The organism is Cyanobacterium sp. T60_A2020_053 (genome assembly GCA_015272165.1).
In the GTDB taxonomy this organism is placed as follows: Bacteria; Cyanobacteriota; Cyanobacteriia; order Cyanobacteriales; family Cyanobacteriaceae; genus Cyanobacterium.
In genome coordinates this window covers 79893-100285 of sequence record JACYMF010000113.1, presented here as the reverse complement: position 1 = coordinate 100285, position 20393 = coordinate 79893, and the positions used below count along the sequence as shown (strand labels likewise).

General features: G+C 36.7%; 11 protein-coding genes. 3 read left to right on the top strand and 8 right to left on the bottom strand.

The genetic code is table 11. The annotated features are described in order from the left end of the window. Positions 1–124: 124 nt before the first annotated feature. Both IGQ45_15545 and opcA read left to right on the top strand, forming a co-directional pair. Positions 125–553, top strand: a complete 429-nt coding sequence (locus IGQ45_15545; GenBank protein MBF2058581.1) for a four helix bundle protein — start codon at positions 125–127, stop codon at positions 551–553. A gap of 109 nt (positions 554–662) precedes the next feature. Further along, a complete protein-coding gene (gene opcA / locus IGQ45_15540) occupies positions 663–2021 on the top strand; it encodes a glucose-6-phosphate dehydrogenase assembly protein OpcA (GenBank protein ID MBF2058580.1) in 1359 nt (452 codons plus the stop codon). Positions 2022–2128: 107 nt separating this feature from the next. Here opcA and IGQ45_15535 read toward each other — a convergent pair whose 3' ends face one another. The 8 genes from IGQ45_15535 to dprA form a co-directional block, all read right to left on the bottom strand. After that, positions 2129–4354, bottom strand: coding sequence for an RNB domain-containing ribonuclease (locus IGQ45_15535; GenBank protein ID MBF2058579.1), 2226 nt, complete (start codon positions 4352–4354; stop codon positions 2129–2131). Positions 4355–4484: 130 nt separating this feature from the next. Then, complete coding sequence (locus IGQ45_15530; protein MBF2058578.1) at positions 4485–4718, bottom strand: DUF4327 family protein; 234 nt, start codon at positions 4716–4718, stop codon at positions 4485–4487. A gap of 150 nt (positions 4719–4868) precedes the next feature. Next, positions 4869–6470 carry a beta-glucosidase gene (locus tag IGQ45_15525; protein ID MBF2058577.1) on the bottom strand — a complete coding sequence of 534 codons (1602 nt, stop codon included), beginning with the start codon at positions 6468–6470 and terminating at the stop codon, positions 4869–4871. A 263-nt stretch (positions 6471–6733) separates the two neighbouring features. Then, entirely contained in the window at positions 6734–8026 is a 1293-nt protein-coding gene (purD, locus tag IGQ45_15520) for a phosphoribosylamine--glycine ligase (GenBank protein MBF2058576.1), read from the bottom strand. A 128-nt stretch (positions 8027–8154) separates the two neighbouring features. After that, positions 8155–8991: a photosystem II manganese-stabilizing polypeptide gene (locus tag IGQ45_15515; GenBank protein ID MBF2058575.1), complete on the bottom strand. Its 837-nt coding sequence runs from the start codon at positions 8989–8991 to the stop codon at positions 8155–8157. Positions 8992–9527: 536 nt separating this feature from the next. Then, positions 9528–10724: a hypothetical protein gene (locus tag IGQ45_15510; protein ID MBF2058574.1), complete on the bottom strand. Its 1197-nt coding sequence runs from the start codon at positions 10722–10724 to the stop codon at positions 9528–9530. A gap of 94 nt (positions 10725–10818) precedes the next feature. Then, positions 10819–12426: a SpoIID/LytB domain-containing protein gene (locus tag IGQ45_15505; protein MBF2058573.1), complete on the bottom strand. Its 1608-nt coding sequence runs from the start codon at positions 12424–12426 to the stop codon at positions 10819–10821. A 656-nt stretch (positions 12427–13082) separates the two neighbouring features. After that, positions 13083–14225, bottom strand: a complete 1143-nt coding sequence (gene dprA / locus IGQ45_15500; protein MBF2058572.1) for a DNA-protecting protein DprA — start codon at positions 14223–14225, stop codon at positions 13083–13085. Positions 14226–14736: 511 nt separating this feature from the next. Between dprA and IGQ45_15495 the strand changes: the two genes are divergently transcribed. Next, positions 14737–20118, top strand: coding sequence for a diguanylate cyclase (locus tag IGQ45_15495; GenBank protein MBF2058571.1), 5382 nt, complete (start codon positions 14737–14739; stop codon positions 20116–20118). The last annotated feature ends 275 nt before the right edge of the window (positions 20119–20393 follow it).

The following is a 20393-nucleotide window of genomic DNA, read 5'->3' as shown; positions in this document are numbered from 1 at the left end:
GGGGACGGGGGGACAAGGGGACAGGGGGACAAGGGGACGGGGGGACAAGGGGACGGGGGGACAAGGGGACGGGGGGACAAGGGGACGGGGGCTTGATTTAGTTTGATTTAATTGGTATTTGACTATGAATAATAAAAATTTTGATGGTGGGGAGGGTAAAAAGATTGTTAGTCATGAGGATTTGATTGTTTATCAGAAGGCTTTTAGGTGTGCTATGGATATTTTCTATATTTCTAAGCATTTTCCTTTTGAGGAAAAGTATTCTCTCACTGATCAAATTAGACGTTCTTCTCGCTCTGTGTGTGCTAATCTCGCAGAAGCATGGCGCAAAAGAAGATACAAGGCTGCATTTATCGCTAAATTAAATGACTGTGAAGGGGAATCTGCTGAAACTCAGGTATGGCTTAAATTTTGTTGGGAGTGTCGCTATATCCCTGAGTTAGACATGAACAAACTTAACAATCAATATAATCAAATTATTAGCGGTATTGTCAAAATGATCAATAATCCAGACCAATGGATTATTCATTACTCTAACGACTATCAAAAATAGTCATCTCTTAATTATCTTCCTGTCTTCCTGTCTTCCTGTCTTCCTGTCCAAAATAAAAACATTTTGATACTAACCTAATTTCGACAATCACAAACAAGGAGAAAACATCATGACAACCACACCATTAGTAGCGCTCCAAGCGCCCAAGGACGTTGATTTTGAGTCCATCGACAATGAGTTAAGGGAAATTTGGCTCACCTACACGGGCAACACGGACGGATTAGCCGCCACAAGGGCTTCTACTTTCAGTTTTTTGGTTTATGCCCCAGAAACTACCCAACCACTTCTAGCGGCGCTGGGCTTTTATACTGGTCCAGTGGATGGCATCGCTGGCCCCCGCACCTCCTCCGCCATTAAAGCAGCCCAAAAAGCCTACGGTTTTGAGCCTACAGGAATTTCTACTAAGGAGTTATCCGCTAGGTTACAAGCGGAATACATGGCGCTACAGGAAGAAGGTAAGGTAAATGTACGAGATGAATCCGTTTTAAAACAATATTCCCCTGATGTGGAGGGCGCTGGTATGGCTGATGCTATTGCTTCTGTCAATCCTTGTCGCATCATTACCCTTTGCCCTACGACGGGAGAAGATAAGGGGGTTAAGGTTCAAGTATCGGCTTATTGCCCCATTAATAAACGTTCGAGTAGTAGCTTAATTTGTTGTGAGTATATCACTATTACAGGGGTTTCTTCCGCTTTAGAACGTATTGCTGGAGTGATTTCCGAGTTAATGATTCCTGATTTACCTAAATACGTCTGGTGGAAAGCTGGAATTGATCCTGATTATCCCCTGTTTCAACGGTTACGGGGTGAATGTGATCGCCTGATCATTGACTCTAGCATTTTTACTGAACCGACTTTAGAAATCAATCGCATTGCTGATTTTATTAAGCACGATGTGCCAGTTATTGACTTAAATTGGGCTAGACTCTCTCCTTGGCAAGAGTTGACGGCGGAGGCTTTTGATCCCCCTGAGCGCCGTAATGCTATTTGGGAAGTAGATCAAGTGATAGTAGATTATGAAAAGGGCAATAAAACTCAAGCCTTGATGTATCTCGCTTGGTTAGCCAGTCGTTTGGATTGGCAACCAGTTTATTATGATAACCAAACGGGAGATTATGACATTACTACCATTAATTTTATCAATCCAGAAGGGAAGGAAATTAAAACGGAATTAGCTGGAATCCCTCTGGCTGATTGGGGTGAAGTTTTAGGGGATTTAATTAGTTTAAAGTTGACTTCTACTAATTTGGAGGCTGATTGTTGTACGGTATTATGTTCTGAAACTACAGGATGTATGCGCATGGAAGCGGGGGGGGGCGCTCAAGCCTGTCGTATTCAACAAGTGACATCTTTAGCTGATCAAGAAACTGAAAAGCTTTTAAGTCAACAGTTACAAGCTGGTGGCAAAGATACTCTTTATCAAGAAAGTATGGCTGTGGTAGCCCAAATTTTAAGCATTAGATGTTAAGGTGGAGGGCGCTGAAAAAGTAGGGTGGGCATTGCCCACCACCAAAGATAATAAATAAAGATGCGAGGTTTTGTTGGGTTACGCTGTCGCTAACCCAACCTACAGATTTAAAAATCAAATTCGATAGATGTTAGATTATGTTGAATGATCATTACTCTGGAAGCGCATTGTCGGGCATTTTTTTTACTATTACCAAAGCCCTGAGATTTTAAGATATTACCGCCATATTGGCAAGTAAGATCACAACGATAAAAACTAGCAATTTTATAGTATTCATCTTCAGGATAATCAATACCTAATTTTTGGCAAAAATCGTTTAACCATGACATTCCATCAAAACCATTATTTTCTGATTCTACTAATTCATTTTCTGTTAAGTTTTGAGTAATTAGTTTAACAGATGCAGGATTTGGGGTTAAATTATCAAGCAAATAACTTTCGATATATGCCATAGCAGATTTTTGTTTTGCTTTCATCTTTTTTTTATCTGCTTGTCTTTCTGAAGAAGTCAAACCGTCCACATAACAAGAAGCAATATAACAAGCATTTTTTTGATCATATTCTATGTGATAATCCATAGTAACATTATCTAATTGTGAGCGCACGACTAACACCGATACAGCGTTAAGACTATCGACATCAAACCAGCGATTAATTTTAGCTTTAAACCACAAATAATATAAATCTTTTGGTTGTAATTTATCTATTCTTGAATCAATTTGAGTAAGTATTTCATCGTTTATGTTATTTTCATCGATGGCTTTAGTTAAAAATTGAGAAAAATCTTTAATATTTGAATTGTCATCTTTTTTATTATTTGCACTTAATTCAGTTTCTAATATTTGAGATTTTTTAACCTTGTCAAATATTCTTGGTTTACTAACTAATTCATCATTGATATAACTTTGAATTGCTTTTAATGCTGACTGATGTTTAGCCTGAGTTTTTCTACTATCTTGGGCAGGGAGTTTAGTGGTTAAGCCATCAATAAAACAGTAACAAGAATGAATTTTTTTAGCACCATTAAAACTACAGTAGTAGTCAATGTTAATTTGTTTAATTTGTGAAGCAACTAATAAAATTGAGATAGCATCGATATTATCAACATCAAAAAATAAATTTAATTTACCCACAAACCAAAGATAGTAAAAGTCTTTTGGTTTTAAATCTTTAAGTCTATTTTCTAAGTGGATAATTAATGTATTAATATCCCCGTGAATAACTGTATATTCGATTAATTCTGAAAATTTTTCTGAGGAAAGCTGTTCAATTTCTTGGTCGCTAATATTAGCATATTTAGCGGTTTGTTGTTGACGATGTTTAGTTTTTAAGTAATTTTCTAAACTTTGTTTTAATTGAATATAAAAATCGTTAATTTCAGTAGCTATTGCAATTAATTCTTCAAGTTGATAAGGTTGTTTTTTGTTATTAATAAAAGCCTTAATAATACGATGATTTACTAAGTCTACAAAACGCCGTAAGGGGCTGGTAAAATGACAATAAGCCTTGATACCCAAACCAATATGAGATTTGGCTTCCACTTCATATATAGCTGGTACTAAACAATGCCCCATTTCCTTGACAGCTTGAGTTAAATCGGCAATACCTACATCTTGGGTGCGATAAATTGCTGGTATTTTTTCTTGGGCTAATAAGTTGGCAATGGTAGTATTAGTTAAAATCATCAATTCAGCGATTAGCTGTTGGGTATTGATGTTATTTTTTATCAAATTTCCGTCTTCATCGATATAGCCTTCTGCGGTTAAAGTTCCCGATTTTCCTCGTCTATTTTTAGCGAATTTTTGGGCTATTTGTTGAATTTTAATTAATAGTAATTCTTCTTGATTGTTACTGGGATTTCGTAATATTTCTTCTACTTCTTTGTAACTAAATGCCTTTAAGCTATGAAATTTTGTTTCCTCAATACGACTAGAGATTATCTCTCCTTGGGGGGATAATTCAAAAAACACGGTAATGGTTAATCTTGTTTCCCCTTGATTAAGTGACCCTAAGTTTGTGCTAATATTAACTGGTAGCATTGGGGTAGGGGGATGGGTATGATATAAAGTTACTACCCGTTTTAAGGCTTCTTGATCGATGGGTGAGTTAATTTCGACAATTTCCGCTATATCAGTAATACTAACCTGTAATTCAAGGTTACCGTTGCTTTTTTCTTCTAGCCAAATGCCATCATCTCGATCTACTGTGGTAGCATCGTCAATGGTAATACCTCGCACCGATGGGCGCTGATTTAGTAATGGTGTTAAATTGATTTCCTTGGCTTGGGCGATGTGCGCTGGAGTAAATTTCCGATTAGTGGTATTAGCTTTCATCCGAATGGATTTGAAAATGGTAAAAATTAAGAAGTGATAACTAAAAGCTGATCACCCCACATTATCATCTTAAATCATTGTCAATGATACATGGTTAATTAAAAACCAGCGCCCGTCACACTATGCAATTTTAGTCATTTTCCCAATTTTCATGGGCAATCAAGTCGCCTATTTGATCTCTGAGGAGAAAATCGCATTTCTCCAATTCACATTCTACATATACCCATTCCCGTGCTGGAATGAATTGACATAGAATATAGATAGGTTGATGACGGCTAACATTGCCATTTTCCACCAGATGGCGCACTTCGTCTTTGATCATGTCGATGGAATATTGAGTGGCAACTCTTTCTATAGTTTGCATCTGCTTTTCCTCGTAAATTTAATCTGCTTACTTTTCACTATAGTTTAACTCACAGTTTCAGTAAAGAACCATTTTCTGTATATTACATTACAGATTTTTTGAAGATTCTTTTTCAATGTATTGGTGTCTCTAGTCTAATTGTTATTTAAGCTACATAAACTCCCCCGTTTTGATGTCATCATCTGTAGATATTTGTAACATTACTTTACATAAACTTTTTTGAGCACCTTCTATTTGTCCATAAGAAAAGCCGAAAGGTAGATAAGATGGGATATATTGTTTAACCCATGATTGTAGATAAGGGCTACCGTAAAGTAAAACTCCTTGTATTTGTGGTGATTGTAGTAACTTTTGATAGATTTTTTGGCTACTATGACTTAAACTAACAGCGCCCTTAAAGGGATTACCGCGCTGAAAGATTTGCAAAATGAACGGTTGCTCAAAGTTTACCATCTCTAATAAGTAAAAAGTGCGACTGTCAAAAATTTGCGTTTGATAGCCTTTAATTTGCGGTAAAATCACGGCTGGAGTTTGTCGAGGTAAAAAATCACAGTTTAAAACGTCATCAACTATTATTATATTTATCCCTTCTGCCACTGGTTTAATAGGTATATTACCTTGTAAATGATTACTTTGTTTTAAAATGTCATTTACTATGGTTAAAGCCACCTTATTGCTAATTTGGTTAAAATTTTGTGGAATACTATTTTTTTCAGATGTAGACAATTTTTGTTTGGCTTGAAGGATTTTAGTTACACTGGCATCGATGCGACTTTCGCTGACATCGCCTTTTTTAACGGCTTCCACGAGGTAATCAATAATCACGGGGGGATTTTCAGGCATTAGAAGAATATCAGCGCCCGCCACCAAAGCAGAAAGTGCCACTTCAGGGGGGGAAGCGTATTGAGTGATACCGCCCATAATGAGGGCATCGGTGACAATTAAACCCTCAAAACCCATTTTTTGGCGCAGTAAATTGGTTAAAATTGTGGGAGAAATGGTCGCTGGTTTTTGGGAGTCGTAAGCATTAACGAGGAGGTGCGCTGTCATAATAGCATCTACCCCCGACTTAATGGCTTCTTCAAACGGGATTAATTCGAGGTTATTTAAGCGCCCTTCACCGTGAGTAATAACGGGTAAAGTTAAATGAGAATCCGTAGCAGTATCACCATGCCCCGGAAAATGTTTAGCGGTGTTGAGGATAGGATAATTTTGTGTACCTTTAATAAACGCGCTGGTTAATTGTGCCACGGTGGGCGCATCTTCCCCAAAAGCGCGCACATTGATGACAGGATTATCAGGATTATTGTTAACATCGGTGACGGGCGCTAGAATCCAGTTAATACCAATAGCTAGGGCTTCTTGGGCGGTTATTTTACCCATTTCATAAGCGTATTTGGTGGCTAAATCAAGGTTAGTTTTGGCAATTTGCGCCAATGCCATAGGCGGTGGAAAACAACTAGCGCCCGTAAACCTTTGCCCTACTCCTTCCTCGATGTCAGTACAAATTAACAGGGGAAGATTTGCCCATTGTTGTAGTTGTGACGTGCGCATTTTTACTTCCGCCGCGCTACCCCCCAAAAGAATTACTCCCCCCAAATTATATTCCCCTAACCATGTTTGTAACTGTTGGTTAGTGGCTTCCCAAGCTGGGTATTGGATTTGATGATCGAATAAATGTCCGGTGGTGCGCGCTATGATTAGTTGTCCAATTTTTTCCTTGAGGGATAATTCTGATAATGATTTGAGCATATTTTTTTGTGGGAAAGGGAGATGAGGGGATGGGGAGAAGGGGAAGCAGAGGGAGAAAGGGAAGCAGGGGAGAAAAGGAGAAGGGGGAGAAAATTTGGAATTTATAATTTAGAAAACAATTAGGGTCTGCTAAATAAATCAAAACCCTTATTAAACAGAGGTTCAAAGTCTATTCTACATAACAAAAAGTGTCATAAATTGACTTTTTTCTCTAAAAATATTGTATTTTTTCCATCCCAACCAAAAATTATTAATTCTAAATTCTACATTCTAAATTCTACATTCCTTTGCCCTTTTAACACACGATGACCAATATCACGGCGATAGTAAATGCCCTCAAAGTCAATATACTGAATAGCATCATAAGCAAAATTGATAGCAGTGGCTAAATCATTTCCTCGACTGGTGACACCTAAAACTCTTCCTCCATCGGTGAGTAAATCCCCCTGAGAATTTAATTTCGTTCCAGCATGGAAAACCAGCGCCCCTCGCCCCTGCGCCGTATCAATACCAAAGATAACCTTACCCTTGTCATAACTACCCGGATAACCAGCAGAAGAAGCCACCACACAAACCGCATAACCATCATGCCATTCTAAAGGAGGAAAATCTGCCAAACGTTGTTCCGCACAGGCGAGAAGTACATCCGCCAAAGGAGTTTTGAGCATGGGTAACACCGCCTGAGTTTCAGGATCGCCAAAACGACAGTTAAATTCAAGGGTTTTCGGCGCACCTTCTGGAGTAATCATCAAACCAGCGTATAACACCCCCCGATAATCAATGCCCCTTCCTTGTAAAGCCTTTAATGTAGGCTCTAAAATTTCTCTGGTAATACGTTCTAATAAATCTTGATTCACCAAAGGAGTCGGGGCATAAGCGCCCATCCCCCCAGTATTAGCGCCCTTGTCTCCTTCCCCAATTTGTTTATGATCTTGAGCCGGAATTAAAGGGATAACCGTTTGACCATCACAGAGAGCTAAAACTGATACTTCCTGCCCCGTTAGGAACTCCTCTATGACCACGGTGGAGAAATTTTGGGCAAAAAGTTCTTCCACAGCTTCTAACGCTTCTGCTTCGCTCATAGCTACCACTACGCCCTTACCGGCTGCCAAGCCATCCGCTTTGATGACAATAGGTGCGCCTTTTTCTTTAATGTAATTTTGCGCGAGGGTGAGATTTTGGAAAGTTTCAGCCTCAGCAGTGGGAATAAAAGCATCTTTCATCAATGCTTTAGCCCAAGACTTACTCGCTTCAATGGTTGCTCCGGCTTTAGTTGGTCCAAATACTTTAACATTATGCTCTTGTAAGTAATCGGTAATACCCAAAGATAAGGGTAATTCAGGACCAACCACTACCAAATCGATAAAATTTTCCTTAATTAATGACAATATTGACTCAAAATCATCCACCGCCATGGCAATATTTTCAGCTTTTTTTAATACTGCTGTACCACCATTGCCCGGAGTACAAAAAACCCTTTCTACCGTAGGGGATTCTAACAATTTTTGAGTAAGTGCGTGTTCTCTGCCACCATTACCAACTACTAAAATTCTCACTTTGACTCTACTAATTTTTTAATAGCCCTTAACAATAACATTTTATGAGCAAAAAATCGAGGCTTTAAAACCTCGATTTATTCGTAGGGGTTGAACATTCTTCAACCCTTTCAACTTTGATGAAAAACTTAAATTTGAGGTTCTAAACGAGCGTAGAATACACCACGAATTTTCACTTCTTCAGGCTCTTCAGCACCTAAATCGGTAGAAGAAGGCTGTTCACTTTCAAAGACACCGGAAATCTCGCCAGTTTCACTATCAACTTTAGTGATTTGTAAAGAAATTTCCCCTTCCATGGTATCAGCTTGTTTTAAATTACTGCGGAGATAATCAGAGTTGTCAGCGCCCGCTGGTAAAGCCACAGCGTTATCATAACCACTGGTCAAACCACGACCTTTAGGGTCTAAGAAAGAAGCACCACGATAGGAAGGCACTTTAAAATCTCCCACAAAATCAGTAGAAGTATTAACAGAAGTGAAACCGGGTTCAGTTTCCGCCGTTAATTTTTTAATGGTGAAGAAAAAAGGAACTTGTTTACCACCGGGTAATAAGACGGTGATAATTTGAAAATCAATACCATCTAATTCTTGGAAAGTTAAAACTCCTTCCTCGTTGGTGGCGATAGTACCACGAATTTGCTCTAAGCTACTGGTATCTCTGGTTAAAATTTTACCTTCGATAAATTCTGCTTCTTTTCTTTTGCTAACAGGCTCTTCCTTAACGAAATACTCTTGAGGCTCTAAACACATATCCACTACTGCCAAGGGCTGATCGACAGAGATGTCAATAGTACCACGGGTAAATTCAGAAATTTGGGGACATTTATTCGCTAAACCAGTGTTAACGATTTCGTCATAGGTGGTAGTGTTAGGATCGTAGGCTTGGGCAGAGTTATCGCTACAAGCACTCAAGAAACCGATACAGAAAATCATGAAGAAAGCGATTAATAGGTTACGAAACCTCATTTTTTGACCTCTCATTGTTCTTTTTACTAAATTTTAAATTTTAAATCGTAAATTCTACTTATCATCGCTAATTTTCTAATAATTAGGGCATGAAAACCAGAACTTTAAGTATAGTTAGACTTATTCGTTATATACTTTACCAAATTAAGAGTCTTTATGGAAAACTTAACATTTTGTAATATACGGTGAAGGGCGCTTTTTAAGTAAGGAGTAAGAGGCAATAGGTTTTGGCATGGGGTGGAGGGCGCACTCCACCGTTACAATTTCAATAAGTCTTCTAAGATATAAGGACATTGAGAAGAAAATTGTACCTAATAATAAGTTTTTCCCTTGATATACTCCTGTGCTTTTTCATAAATATCCCTGATCAGTCACTTTCCGATAGAGTTGCTTTAGTAGATTTAATTTCAGGCATTTTTAAAATCTGATAATTTTTATTACTTAAAAAGTCTTGAAATATTTTGCTAATAAAGCTCTTGTAATTTCAGAATGGCAAATGTTTTCGGAAAGTGATAAAAGAGGGATATACCATCTATTTAAGACAAAATTGCCATAATTTTTTCGGCAATTTTAACAGAAGCACCAGCGCCCCCCACCCTAGTTTTACCATTAATTTTACATTGTTCTAAATAGTCTTTATTAGCTAAACTTTTGACAATTTCTTCAGCGCCCTTCATCGCAAAATCTTCTTCTTGCTCTTGAAAAATAGTTTTAATATTAGTACCTAAATAACGCATTTGTGATCGGGCAAAATTAGCGGTAAATTGAGGACCAGCGCCCGTAACCTGTACCACAGGCTTACCTAAACCTACGGCTTGTTCTATGGCAGTTCCAGCCATACCTAAAACTAAATCACAACTATGCAAAATATCACTAAATTTATGATAATATAATTCAATATTAATAATACGATCATTGATAGTTTTAGTTAGTATGTAATCTGAGTTATTTTCAATTAAATCATAGTTATAATTTTGACTAATAAATTTTAAATAATCTAAGTTAAAGGCAGATACTAAAGCAGTACGGAAAAGGTAATTTTCTTGACTGATTTCCGTTAACTTTTCACATACTGGTAATAGTAAAGCCAAATTATTAACTGCTTCAGGAATACGGCTACCCGGTAAAATGGCGATAGTGGCTGAATTTTTGACAGTGGTTGAAGGGCGCACTTCACCGAGTGGCAAAGCATCCATAATAGGATAACCATAACATTCTACTTGCTTGATACCCTGTTTTTGTAAATCTTCGGCAGTAAATTGATCCTTAGTAAGAATACCTCGACACAGAGAAGATTTAGCTAACAACTCACAGGGAAAAGGTAATTTAATATTGCTCCCATAGTAGCTAGTGTAAGCCACAAAGAGCATTAAAAAAGGTCGTCCTGCCCAAAAAGCCAAAATTATTGGTACAACATCCCCAACACCCACCACCAAATCATAATTTTTAGCGATGTATCGTAAGGTGATTAATTGACGGATAGTTAAACCGATGAAACCTGAAAATATATCACGCCAAAGGTTACGGGAATTTTGATAAAACATCCCCCCCGATGGCATAATTTTGGTGGGCGCTACTACTTCAATATGTTTATTGCGATAAATCATACCTTCACCCACAATAGGAAAAGCCGAGATTTCCCCATGAGGGCAAAGATTTTTTAACGCTTCTGCTATTAAACTAGCGTTTAAATCCTCTCCGTGACCATTACTGATGAATAAAATTTTTGTCATGTTGAAATAAATAAGTAAAAATAATGGACAATTTAGGATTTACGCACCCATGACTAAGTATTCATAATTCATAATTCATAATTCATAATTCATACTATTGCCACCAGATAATGGAATCATTGAGAGGCTCAACTTTAGCGCCCGGATAATAAAATTGTAGGATGTCACGGAAGTTTTTACCTCGATTTGCTAAATTATAACTACCAAATTGACTCAAACCGACACCATGACCAAAACCACCACCAATGAATCTATAGCCTTCAATTTTCTTATTTTGACTTAAAACAGGTTCAAGGTAAAATAAAGTGCTAATTGGGGGCTGAAAAGCACTTCTCACCTCATTTTTCTTGAGGGATACAACCCCTAAATCTGTCTTAACCATTAACTCTAAAATGCGCCCGGAAGTAGAGCGTTTAGTAATAGTCATGTTTTCAATGGTAGTAAAATTGACTAAAGGATGACGAATCCTCTCTAAATATTTACGCAGATCACTATTAAGATCATTTATACTACGAGAACGGTCCCAACGAAAAAGTCGGCGCCCATCCTCGTTAAAACCACTTTTCATGCTAATAAAACGGCGCAAATTAGCCTCAACATTAAGGGGAAATTTTGCTAAATCCCACATAGGTTGAGGTGCATCAATAACAGATTTGAGGTAAGGTCGATCATTTCCATTCCAAGTGTCGCTGAAGGGCGCTGTTACCCCTCCAGAAGTAGAATAATACAACGCATCAACCAATTCATTTTCATAGGTTAATACTAAGCCACGGGTAGCATTAATGGCACGATCTGACTGGGGGGAAGTTTCGCCGATACCATAATATACTTGACAGTGAGTGGTGGCGCATAGTTGGTAATTATCGGCAACAAAACGGCGAGTATTACGGAGGGCATAAGTACGAGCGATGATGGTTTGTGCTTCGGCGGCGGCGAGGGGCGCACTCCCTCCTATTTCATGAGGTACAACTCCGCGCAAATAAGTTTCAATGTCCACTTTATTAACTAGAGTATAATCACCGTAAGCATTAGGCTGAATGATAAGTTTGCCTCCATAAAGCCGATTTTTGCCATCCTTACCGTCTTGTACTTGTACTAAATTTTTGGCGGTAGTAATTTCTAAATTCGTCACCTGATGGGTTTTTTCACCCACGGTAAAAGCCACTTGAGGCTTTTCGATCAAGTAGCTACTTTCTATATAAACTTGCTCGTTTTTTTCTTCTGCTTTAATGGTTTGCAGTAATAATCTTTTCAGCAATGGGTTATGGTACACGTCTCGTTTTGCCCACACTTGCCACCTACCCGGCTGAGTTATTTCTACTTCGATACCCAATTTTCGCCATCGATTAGCGTCATCTTCTGCGGTTTCAAAGGTGGCATGATCTCCTAAAATTAATCGCTCTTCAATTTTTCCCGTTGATAGGGTTTGCGGTTTAATTTGTAAAACTACTTGATTTGTCCTAATTGTTTTGCTAGTATCGGAATTATTCGCGCTAATGTCTTTAAATATTAGTTGTAACTGATCTTCTGTGGTACTGCGGATCGTTAATTGGTCTTCTTTTTCTTCTCCAAATCTTTGTACGATACCTACTTGTAAATCTACGGCTAAAACTGGGGCGAAGGGCGCTGAGGATAGTAATACTATTGGTACAATAATTTTAAAATTTTGTGGGATAAAGGGAAATAGATTTTTAAGTAACATATAATTTACGTTGAAAAATAAAACAAGTTACAGAGTTAATCAGACATTACAACTCCGCCTTGACCATTGTACAGCGCGTCTCACCCCACAAAACCAATAAAAGTCCCCCCTTCTCAAACAGGGTGTTTTCAAAGTCAGGATCAAAATTGATTTGTTTTTGACAAGAAGACAATATAAGGATGATCCCCCCCAACCCCCCTTAAAAAGGGGGGAGATTCAGGGAGACAGGAGGATTTTTTACTATTAATTGATTTATTAGTAGTTAAAAACCTCTGAATTTCAGATTATTGGCTAGTTTGAGAAACTAACATTTTTGAGAATGAAAACGCCCTCACCCCCCAACCGCTATCCCAAAGGGCGAGGGGCTTAAGCTCCTTGTTATTATAGCTTTGGGAAAAATAAAACACACAATTAATTTTGCTGACTTACTCAATAGTAAATGTTTTCGGAAAATAACAAAAGAGGGATATATAGCAATACTAAATGAGTTGTGGTAATTAAGTTAGTTGAAAAGGCAACAGGCAAAAGACAAAAGGCAATGGGGATGGTATCTTCGATGTTTTTTTCTAGTAATTGATTTTTCACGAATGATTTAGGACTGATATAATTTAGGCGTTATATTCCTTTTCTCCTCACTCTTTTTTATTGTCAAATATTTACCGACTATACATCATACCGGGTAACTGTTTAACTAACCCCTCCAACTCCAACTCTAACAGAAAACCTGATACATCCCCAGCATTTAAGCCGGTTTTCGTCACAATTACATCAAAGGGGGTTGGTTGATTATCAATGACGGCTAATACTTGGTTTAATGAAGGGGATAGATTGACGGCAGGAGAAGATATGACGGGGGAAGGGGGAGAGACAGGAAGATTGAATAAAGATAATTGATTAGGTTGATCTAAGTCTGGAATTGCGCCTAAACTGTTTAGTAAATCTTCTTCGGTGATAATAACTTCAGCGCCCTTGTGAATTAACTTTAAGCATCCTCTCGCTTGAAGATTGTCGGGGGTGTTGGGTAGGGTATAAACGTCTCGATTAAACTCCGTAGCATAATGCGCGGTGATGAGGGCGCCGGATTTTTCGGGCGCTTCCATGACTAAAATTGCTCGACATAACCCTGCGACAATGCGATTACGCGCTGGAAAATTACCCCTTTCGGGAATACTACCATGGGCATATTCCGTTAAAATTAGCCCTTTTTCAGCAATTTCTGCCATTAAATCACGATTTTTGGGCGGATACGCTCGATCTAAGCCATTTCCTAGCACTGCAATGGTTCTACCGCCCCCGTCTAGGCTACCACGGTGGGCGCTGGTGTCGATACCTTCCGCTAATCCTGATACTATGGTAAAACCTTTTTGAGCCAATGCTTTACTAATATTATAAGTCCATCTTTTGCCATGGTCAGTGGGTTGTCTTGTGCCTACCATACCGATGAGGGGAGTTATGCCTTCATTTTCTGACGGTTTTATTTTGCCTTGATAATATAAGAGGGAAGGATAACTAGGAATTTCCAATAATAATTGGGGATATAATGGCTCATTTGGTGTCCAAAACAGGGGATTTTTTTTTAAGTGTTTTTCCCATAGTTGATCAGGGTCAATTTTTACTTTTTGAGTAATAATATTATCAAGGGTTTTTCTACCGATTCCGTCTATTTTTAACAATAATTGAGGGTTATTGTGCCATGCTTCTTCTAAACTGGTGAAATTTTCATAAATTTTTTTGATGGTAACGCTACCTAAACCTTTAATTTGTGTCCATGCTAACCAATATTTTTTCTCTTGTTTAATCATAAAGATATAGTTTAATTTACAAAAAATAGAAAGTTTAAAATTCCGTCTTTTAAAACGTAAGTAAATGGCTGTTTTACAGTATAGCAATCCTAAATCAGTTGTGAAATATCTAAAGATAGAAAATAATTTCCTAGCTATTATCTAATAAGGGGCTTAAGCCTCTTGCCTGTGAATTTTTTGTGTTTATTTTCTGATGAATCATTTAGGATTGCCATAGTTATGATAAATTAATAGAAAATAACCTTTATAATCCTTACTTAATAGTATTTATAGCAAAATGAAAGTTAAAAGTTTATAAATTATCGCGCCAAATTAATCAAAGATTTCTAAATTAATCCCGTTTTGCACATTTCAGTGGGGAAGCTGTATGCAACGTCTCTGCATTAATTTTTATTTTGGTCTCAGAAAAGATGTACTTAACTAGATATAGTTGCTATATTAAATAAATTAGAAAGTATCATGGCAGTTTTTGCGTCTTATTTTGATCTATTAAAAGCGGTAATTTTGGATGATTTTTCTTACAGGCTACCAGTTTTTGGAGCAAATCTACGAAGGGAGTAATTCATTGGTTTGTCGGATGGTGAGACAAGAAGATCAATGTAATGTAATTGTTAAAATTCTTAAAATTGAGTATCCCACCTCTGAACAATTACAGCGTTTTAAGCAAGAATATGAGATAACAAAATCTTTGCAAATTGATGGTGTTATTAAAGTTTATGGTTTAGAAAAATACCAGCGCACTTCGGCGTTAATTATGGAGGATTTTCAGGGACAATCACTTAAAAAAATTCTTCTTTTATCTTCTCTTTCTGTAGAAGAATTCTTGGAAATTGCTGTTAAAATTATTACTACTTTAGAACAAATTCATCGAGCTAATTTAATTCATAAAGACCTTAATTCTACTAATATTTTATATGATCGAAAAACAAGAGAAGTTAAGATAATTGATTTTGGGTTATCAGATTTTTTTAATAAAGAAAATAAATACTTAAAAACAGATATTATTTTAGAAGGGCGCTTGGACTATATTTCCCCCGAACAAACGGGTAGAGTCAATAATAAAGGTTACGATTACCGTACTGATTTTTATTCTTTGGGGGTAACATTTTATGAAATGTTAACTGGTTTATTACCTTTTGAAAGTGATGATTCTTTAGAATTAATTCATGCTCACTTAACAAAAAAACCCCCAGCGCCCTCCACCATTAACCCTCAGATACCGGTAGTAATTTCTGATATAGTGATGAAATTGATGGCGAAAAAACCAGAAAATCGTTATCAAAGTGCTTGGGGTTTAAAATATGATTTAGAAAAGGCTTTACAACAATTAAAAAAGCAAGGTTTTATTAATAAATTTCCTTTACAAACAACGGATATTAGTGATAGGTTTGAAATTAGCGATAAATTGTATGGCAGAAATAAAATTGTCACTACTTTACGACAACATTGGCAAAATGTCGGCAAAAAATCGCCCCCCGAAATGTTATTAATTGGTGGTTATTCGGGCGCTGGTAAATCAACTTTGATCAAAAGAGCATATCAAAATATTGAAAAAGGCTTCTTTTTGTCAGGAAAATTTGACCAATTTCAGCGTAATATTCCCTACACGGCTATTATTTCCGCCTTTCGAGACTTGGTTAGACAAAAATTAAAGGAAACTCCTCAACAATTAACTTATTGGAAAAATAAATTATTAGTAAATTTAGGTAACAATGGACAACTAATTATTGATGTTATTCCTGAGATAGAATTGGTGATAGGTAAACAGCCACCTTTGACACCTTTAGGCGCTGTTGAAGCAGAAAATCGCTTTAATTTAGTCTTTCAAAAGTTTATCGAATCTTGCACCGAAAAAACTGCCCCTATCGTCATGTTTCTTGATGATTTACAATGGTGCGATACTGCCACTATAAAACTCATTGAGTTAATTTTATTGAATAATCGTCTCGATAATTTTTTGTTGGTGGGCGCTTATCGTAGTAATGAAGTTAATGAGAATCACTCTTTAATGACAATGGTAGAAAGGGTAAAATTTAATCATGGTATGATTCGAGAATTTTATATTGATAATCTCACTTTGGATGATGTTAATTTTTTAATAGCTGATTCTTTAAATACTGATATTGACACGGTGAAAAGTCTCGGTGATTTGGTTTTTCAGAAGACGAGGGGTAATGCCTTTTTTACTCATCAATTTTTACAAACCTTATATCTTAAAGATTTAATTTTTTTCAATTACAACCATTATCAATGGCATTGGAATATTGATGATATAGTCAGGGAAAATATCACCGATAACGTCATTAGTTTAATGATTCAACAATTAAAAATTTTACCTGATACTGTACAAGATTTACTCAAAATAAGTGCTTGTCTTGGTAATACTTTTAGTTTATCTACTTTGACGATAGTTACCAATAAACCCATTGATTCTTTACAAGAATTGTTGGTAATACCGATTGAGTCTAATTTGTTGTTACCTTTTAGGGATGATAATAACGAAATCTGTTATCAATTTTTACATGATCGCATACAACAGGCAATATATGAATTAATTGGCGAAGAAAATAAGCCACAAATTCATCTTAATATTGGTAATATTTTGTTATCTCAACGGGATACTGTTACTGCTGACATTTTAGAAATTGTGGGGCATTTCAATCAAGCCATTGATTTAATTGAAGAGTTATCTCTGCGAGAAACCGTTGCCAAATTAAATTTAGAAGCAGGAAAAAAAGCCAAAAATGCCCATGCTTACAGCGCCTCTACCGTTTATATTGACATTGGTTTAAGTTTACTTAGGGATGATTGTTGGCAATGTCAATATCAATTAACTTTAGATTTACATATTGCTAACGCTGAAATTGCTTATCTCAATGGTGATTTTGTCAAAATGGAAGCCATGACGGAGATAGTTTTATCTCACAGTAAAGATATTTTGCATAAGGTAGAAGTATATTTGATTTCCGTTGCTTCTAAAGCTGATAGGAGAATGATAGTCGATGCCGTGAAAATGGGAAGACAAGCGTTAAGGGAATTGGGGGTTAATCTTCCTCATCAACCTAACCCAGAAAATATGGCGGAGGTGTTAAGTAAAGTTATTGATAAATTACATAACCGAGATATTGAAGATTTACTGTATTTGCCACCGATGACGGATAGGCGCGCTATGGCGGTGATGAAGTTGTTGGGAATATTATCAATTCCTTTTTTTCAAGGAATGCCGGAGTTAATGCCTTTTTTGGCGGCGGAAATGGTGAGTTTATCCATAGATTTTGGTAATACTTCGGCTTCGGCTTTGGGTTATGGGGTATATGGTTTAGTTTTAAGTAATTTTTTGGGTGAGGTAGAAAGGGGTTTTCGTTTTGGCAAAATGGCTATTGATTTAATTAATCAATCTCATCAGTTACAGTTTAAGGCTTTGACTCTTAATCTTTATAGTGGTTGTATTCATCATCATCAGCGCAGTATTCATGAGGTTTTGCCGTTGTTGAAAGAAAATTATCTTCTTAGTGTGGAAACGGGAGATACCATGACAACTGCTTGTATTTTGGTTTATGGTTTCACCAGTTTTTTTGCGGGGGTAGATTTAGTTAGGTTAGATGATGAGTTGGCTAGTTATCATGAGGTTTTGGGTGAGTTTAAGCAGTATTCTGCCCAAATTTATATTGATATTGCTTGGCAAACGGTAAAAAATTTGCGAGAAAATCCTGCTGACATGGATATGTTAACGGGAAGTATTTATGATGAAAGGGTGATGTTAACTAAACACGCTGAGGAGTTGGAGTTAACTGCTATCGCACAGGTTTATATTTATAAGTTACTTTTAGCTTATCATTTTGGGCAACGGCGAAGGGCGCTGGATTATCTTCATCAGGTTAAGCCTTATTTAATGACGGTGTCAAGCATCATGTTTTGTGCAGTGTATCATTTTTACAGCGCCCTCACCCATATATCATTATTATCGCCAGAAAACCAAGGGGAATTGTTAACAGAAATTGAATATCATCAACAATGTCTCAAAATGTGGGCAGATAATGCGCCCATGAATTATCTTGGTAAATGGTATCTGGTGGAAGCGGAAAAACAAAGAGTTTTAGGCAATAAAGCTGAAGCTATCGATAATTATGATTTAGCTATTCAATTTGCTCAAGATCATAATTTTATCAGTGATAATGCTTTAAGTCACGAGTTGGCAGGAAATTTTTATTTACAATGGGGAAAATTAAAATTAGCCGAGATATATCTACAAGAATCTTACTATAGTTATAGTTTGTGGGGCGCTGGGGCAAAATTAGTTTATTTAGAAGAAAAGTATCCGCAAATTTTTAACCGGATTAACCCTGACAATAAATCTTCTCTGGGTAGTAGTAGCAGTAACAACAGTCTTGATTTAGCTACGGTGATGAAAGTTTCTCAAGCAATTACGGGGGAAATCATTTTAACCAATCTTTTGCAAACTTTGATGACAATTCTTCTAGAAAATGTGGGGGTAAAAAAAGGCTGTCTATTACTATATCATTCCGAGTTAGAAGGAGAAATGGGAGAGTTTACTATCGCTGTGGATAGTAGGGGGGATAGTCTTAATCTTTATCCTCAACAATCTTTACAGGATACTTTACCAGAATCTATCCTATACTATGTAGCACGAACAAGGGAATATGTAAATATCCAGCATCCTTCACACTATGGTTATTTTGTCAATGACAATTATATCAAATCGATACAACCACAATCAATTCTCTGCTATCCTCTAGTTACTCAAGGGGATTTAATGGGCATCATTTACCTAGAGAGTGAATTAGATATTAATATTTCTGATCATAGTCGCTTAGAATTATTACAACTCATTTCTGGACAAGCCGCCAGCGCCCTCCGTAATGCACAACTTTACCAAGAAGTCAAGCAACAAGAAAAATTATTAAAACAATTTTTAGAAGGTATGCCTGTGGCAGTGGGAGTATTGAATGCGGAGGGAAAACCATTTTATGCCAATCAAAAAGCGGTAGAGATTCTCGGCAAGGGAGTTTTGCCTAACGTTAGCGCCCAAAAAATTAGCGAAGCTTATAACACTTATATTCATAATACAAATAAACCTTATCCCAATGAAAATTTAGCTTTAATTCGAGCTTTACATGGAGAGGTTTGGCATAATGATGATATCGATATTCATCGGGGAGATAAAATAATTCCTATCGAATGTTGGGCAAACCCGATCTACGATGAGCAAGGTAAGGTAAAATATGCCATGACTGTATTTCAGGATATTAGTGAGCGTAAAAAAGCTGAACAAATCTTAAAAGATTACAATCGCACCCTCGAAATTGAAGTTTTAAGAAGAACATACGAACTAGAAAAAGTTAATCAGGAGTTGTCTCAATTAGCCAATTTAGATGGTTTAACTCAAATTCCTAACCGTCGTCGTTTTGATGATTATTTGGCACAAGAATGGGAAAAACATCGCTGTAGTCATAACAATTTATCTTTATTGCTCATTGATATTGATTATTTTAAGTTATATAATGATTTTTATGGACATCAGCAGGGGGATGATTGTTTAATCAAGGTAGCACAAACTATGCAAAAAACTCTCCAGCGCCCTTCCGATTTAATCGCGCGCTACGGTGGTGAGGAATTTGCTGTAATTTTACCCCATACGGATACCGCCGGGGCGCATTTAGTGGCAACGAGAATACAAAATGCCATCGATAATTTACACATTCCCCATGAAAAATCGAAGGTTAGTAATAATATCACCCTTAGTATTGGCGGTGCTTGTTTGATACCCCAAGGTGATGTTAATATGAATTGTCTGATTAATTTTGCTGATACTGCTTTATATCGGGTAAAAGGTGAAGGGCGCTGGGGTATTCGTATTTATAGAATGTAGAATTTAGAATGTAGAATGTAGAATTAATAATTTTTGATTGGGATGAAAAAATACAGTATTTTTAAAGAAAAAAGGTTATTTTTGGCACTTTTCTAAGTCTTATTGTGATTACAGCGTATTTTAGATGAATAAACCACGTTTTTTGTTTCTCGCAAAGGCGCTAAGACGCAAAGAGAATTTTTACGACAATCTAATTTGTGGTTTAAGGAAATGAAAACTGCTGTAAAACTTTTATCAACCAGCAATTTATCGCAATAATATAGACAATTATATTA

Bases quoted from the DNA above. Each gene is read 5' to 3' on its own strand.
- IGQ45_15545 (MBF2058581.1), top strand. From the start codon at position 125: ATGAATAATAAAAATTTTGATGGTGGGGAGGGTAAAAAGATTGTTAGT.
- opcA (MBF2058580.1), top strand. From the start codon at position 663: ATGACAACCACACCATTAGTAGCGCTCCAAGCGCCCAAGGACGTTGAT.
- IGQ45_15535 (MBF2058579.1), bottom strand. From the start codon at position 4,354: ATGAAAGCTAATACCACTAATCGGAAATTTACTCCAGCGCACATCGCC.
- IGQ45_15530 (MBF2058578.1), bottom strand. From the start codon at position 4,718: ATGCAAACTATAGAAAGAGTTGCCACTCAATATTCCATCGACATGATC.
- IGQ45_15525 (MBF2058577.1), bottom strand. From the start codon at position 6,470: ATGCTCAAATCATTATCAGAATTATCCCTCAAGGAAAAAATTGGACAA.
- IGQ45_15515 (MBF2058575.1), bottom strand. From the start codon at position 8,991: ATGAGGTTTCGTAACCTATTAATCGCTTTCTTCATGATTTTCTGTATC.
- IGQ45_15510 (MBF2058574.1), bottom strand. From the start codon at position 10,724: ATGACAAAAATTTTATTCATCAGTAATGGTCACGGAGAGGATTTAAAC.
- IGQ45_15505 (MBF2058573.1), bottom strand. From the start codon at position 12,426: ATGTTACTTAAAAATCTATTTCCCTTTATCCCACAAAATTTTAAAATT.
- IGQ45_15495 (MBF2058571.1), top strand. From the start codon at position 14,737: ATGATTTTTCTTACAGGCTACCAGTTTTTGGAGCAAATCTACGAAGGG.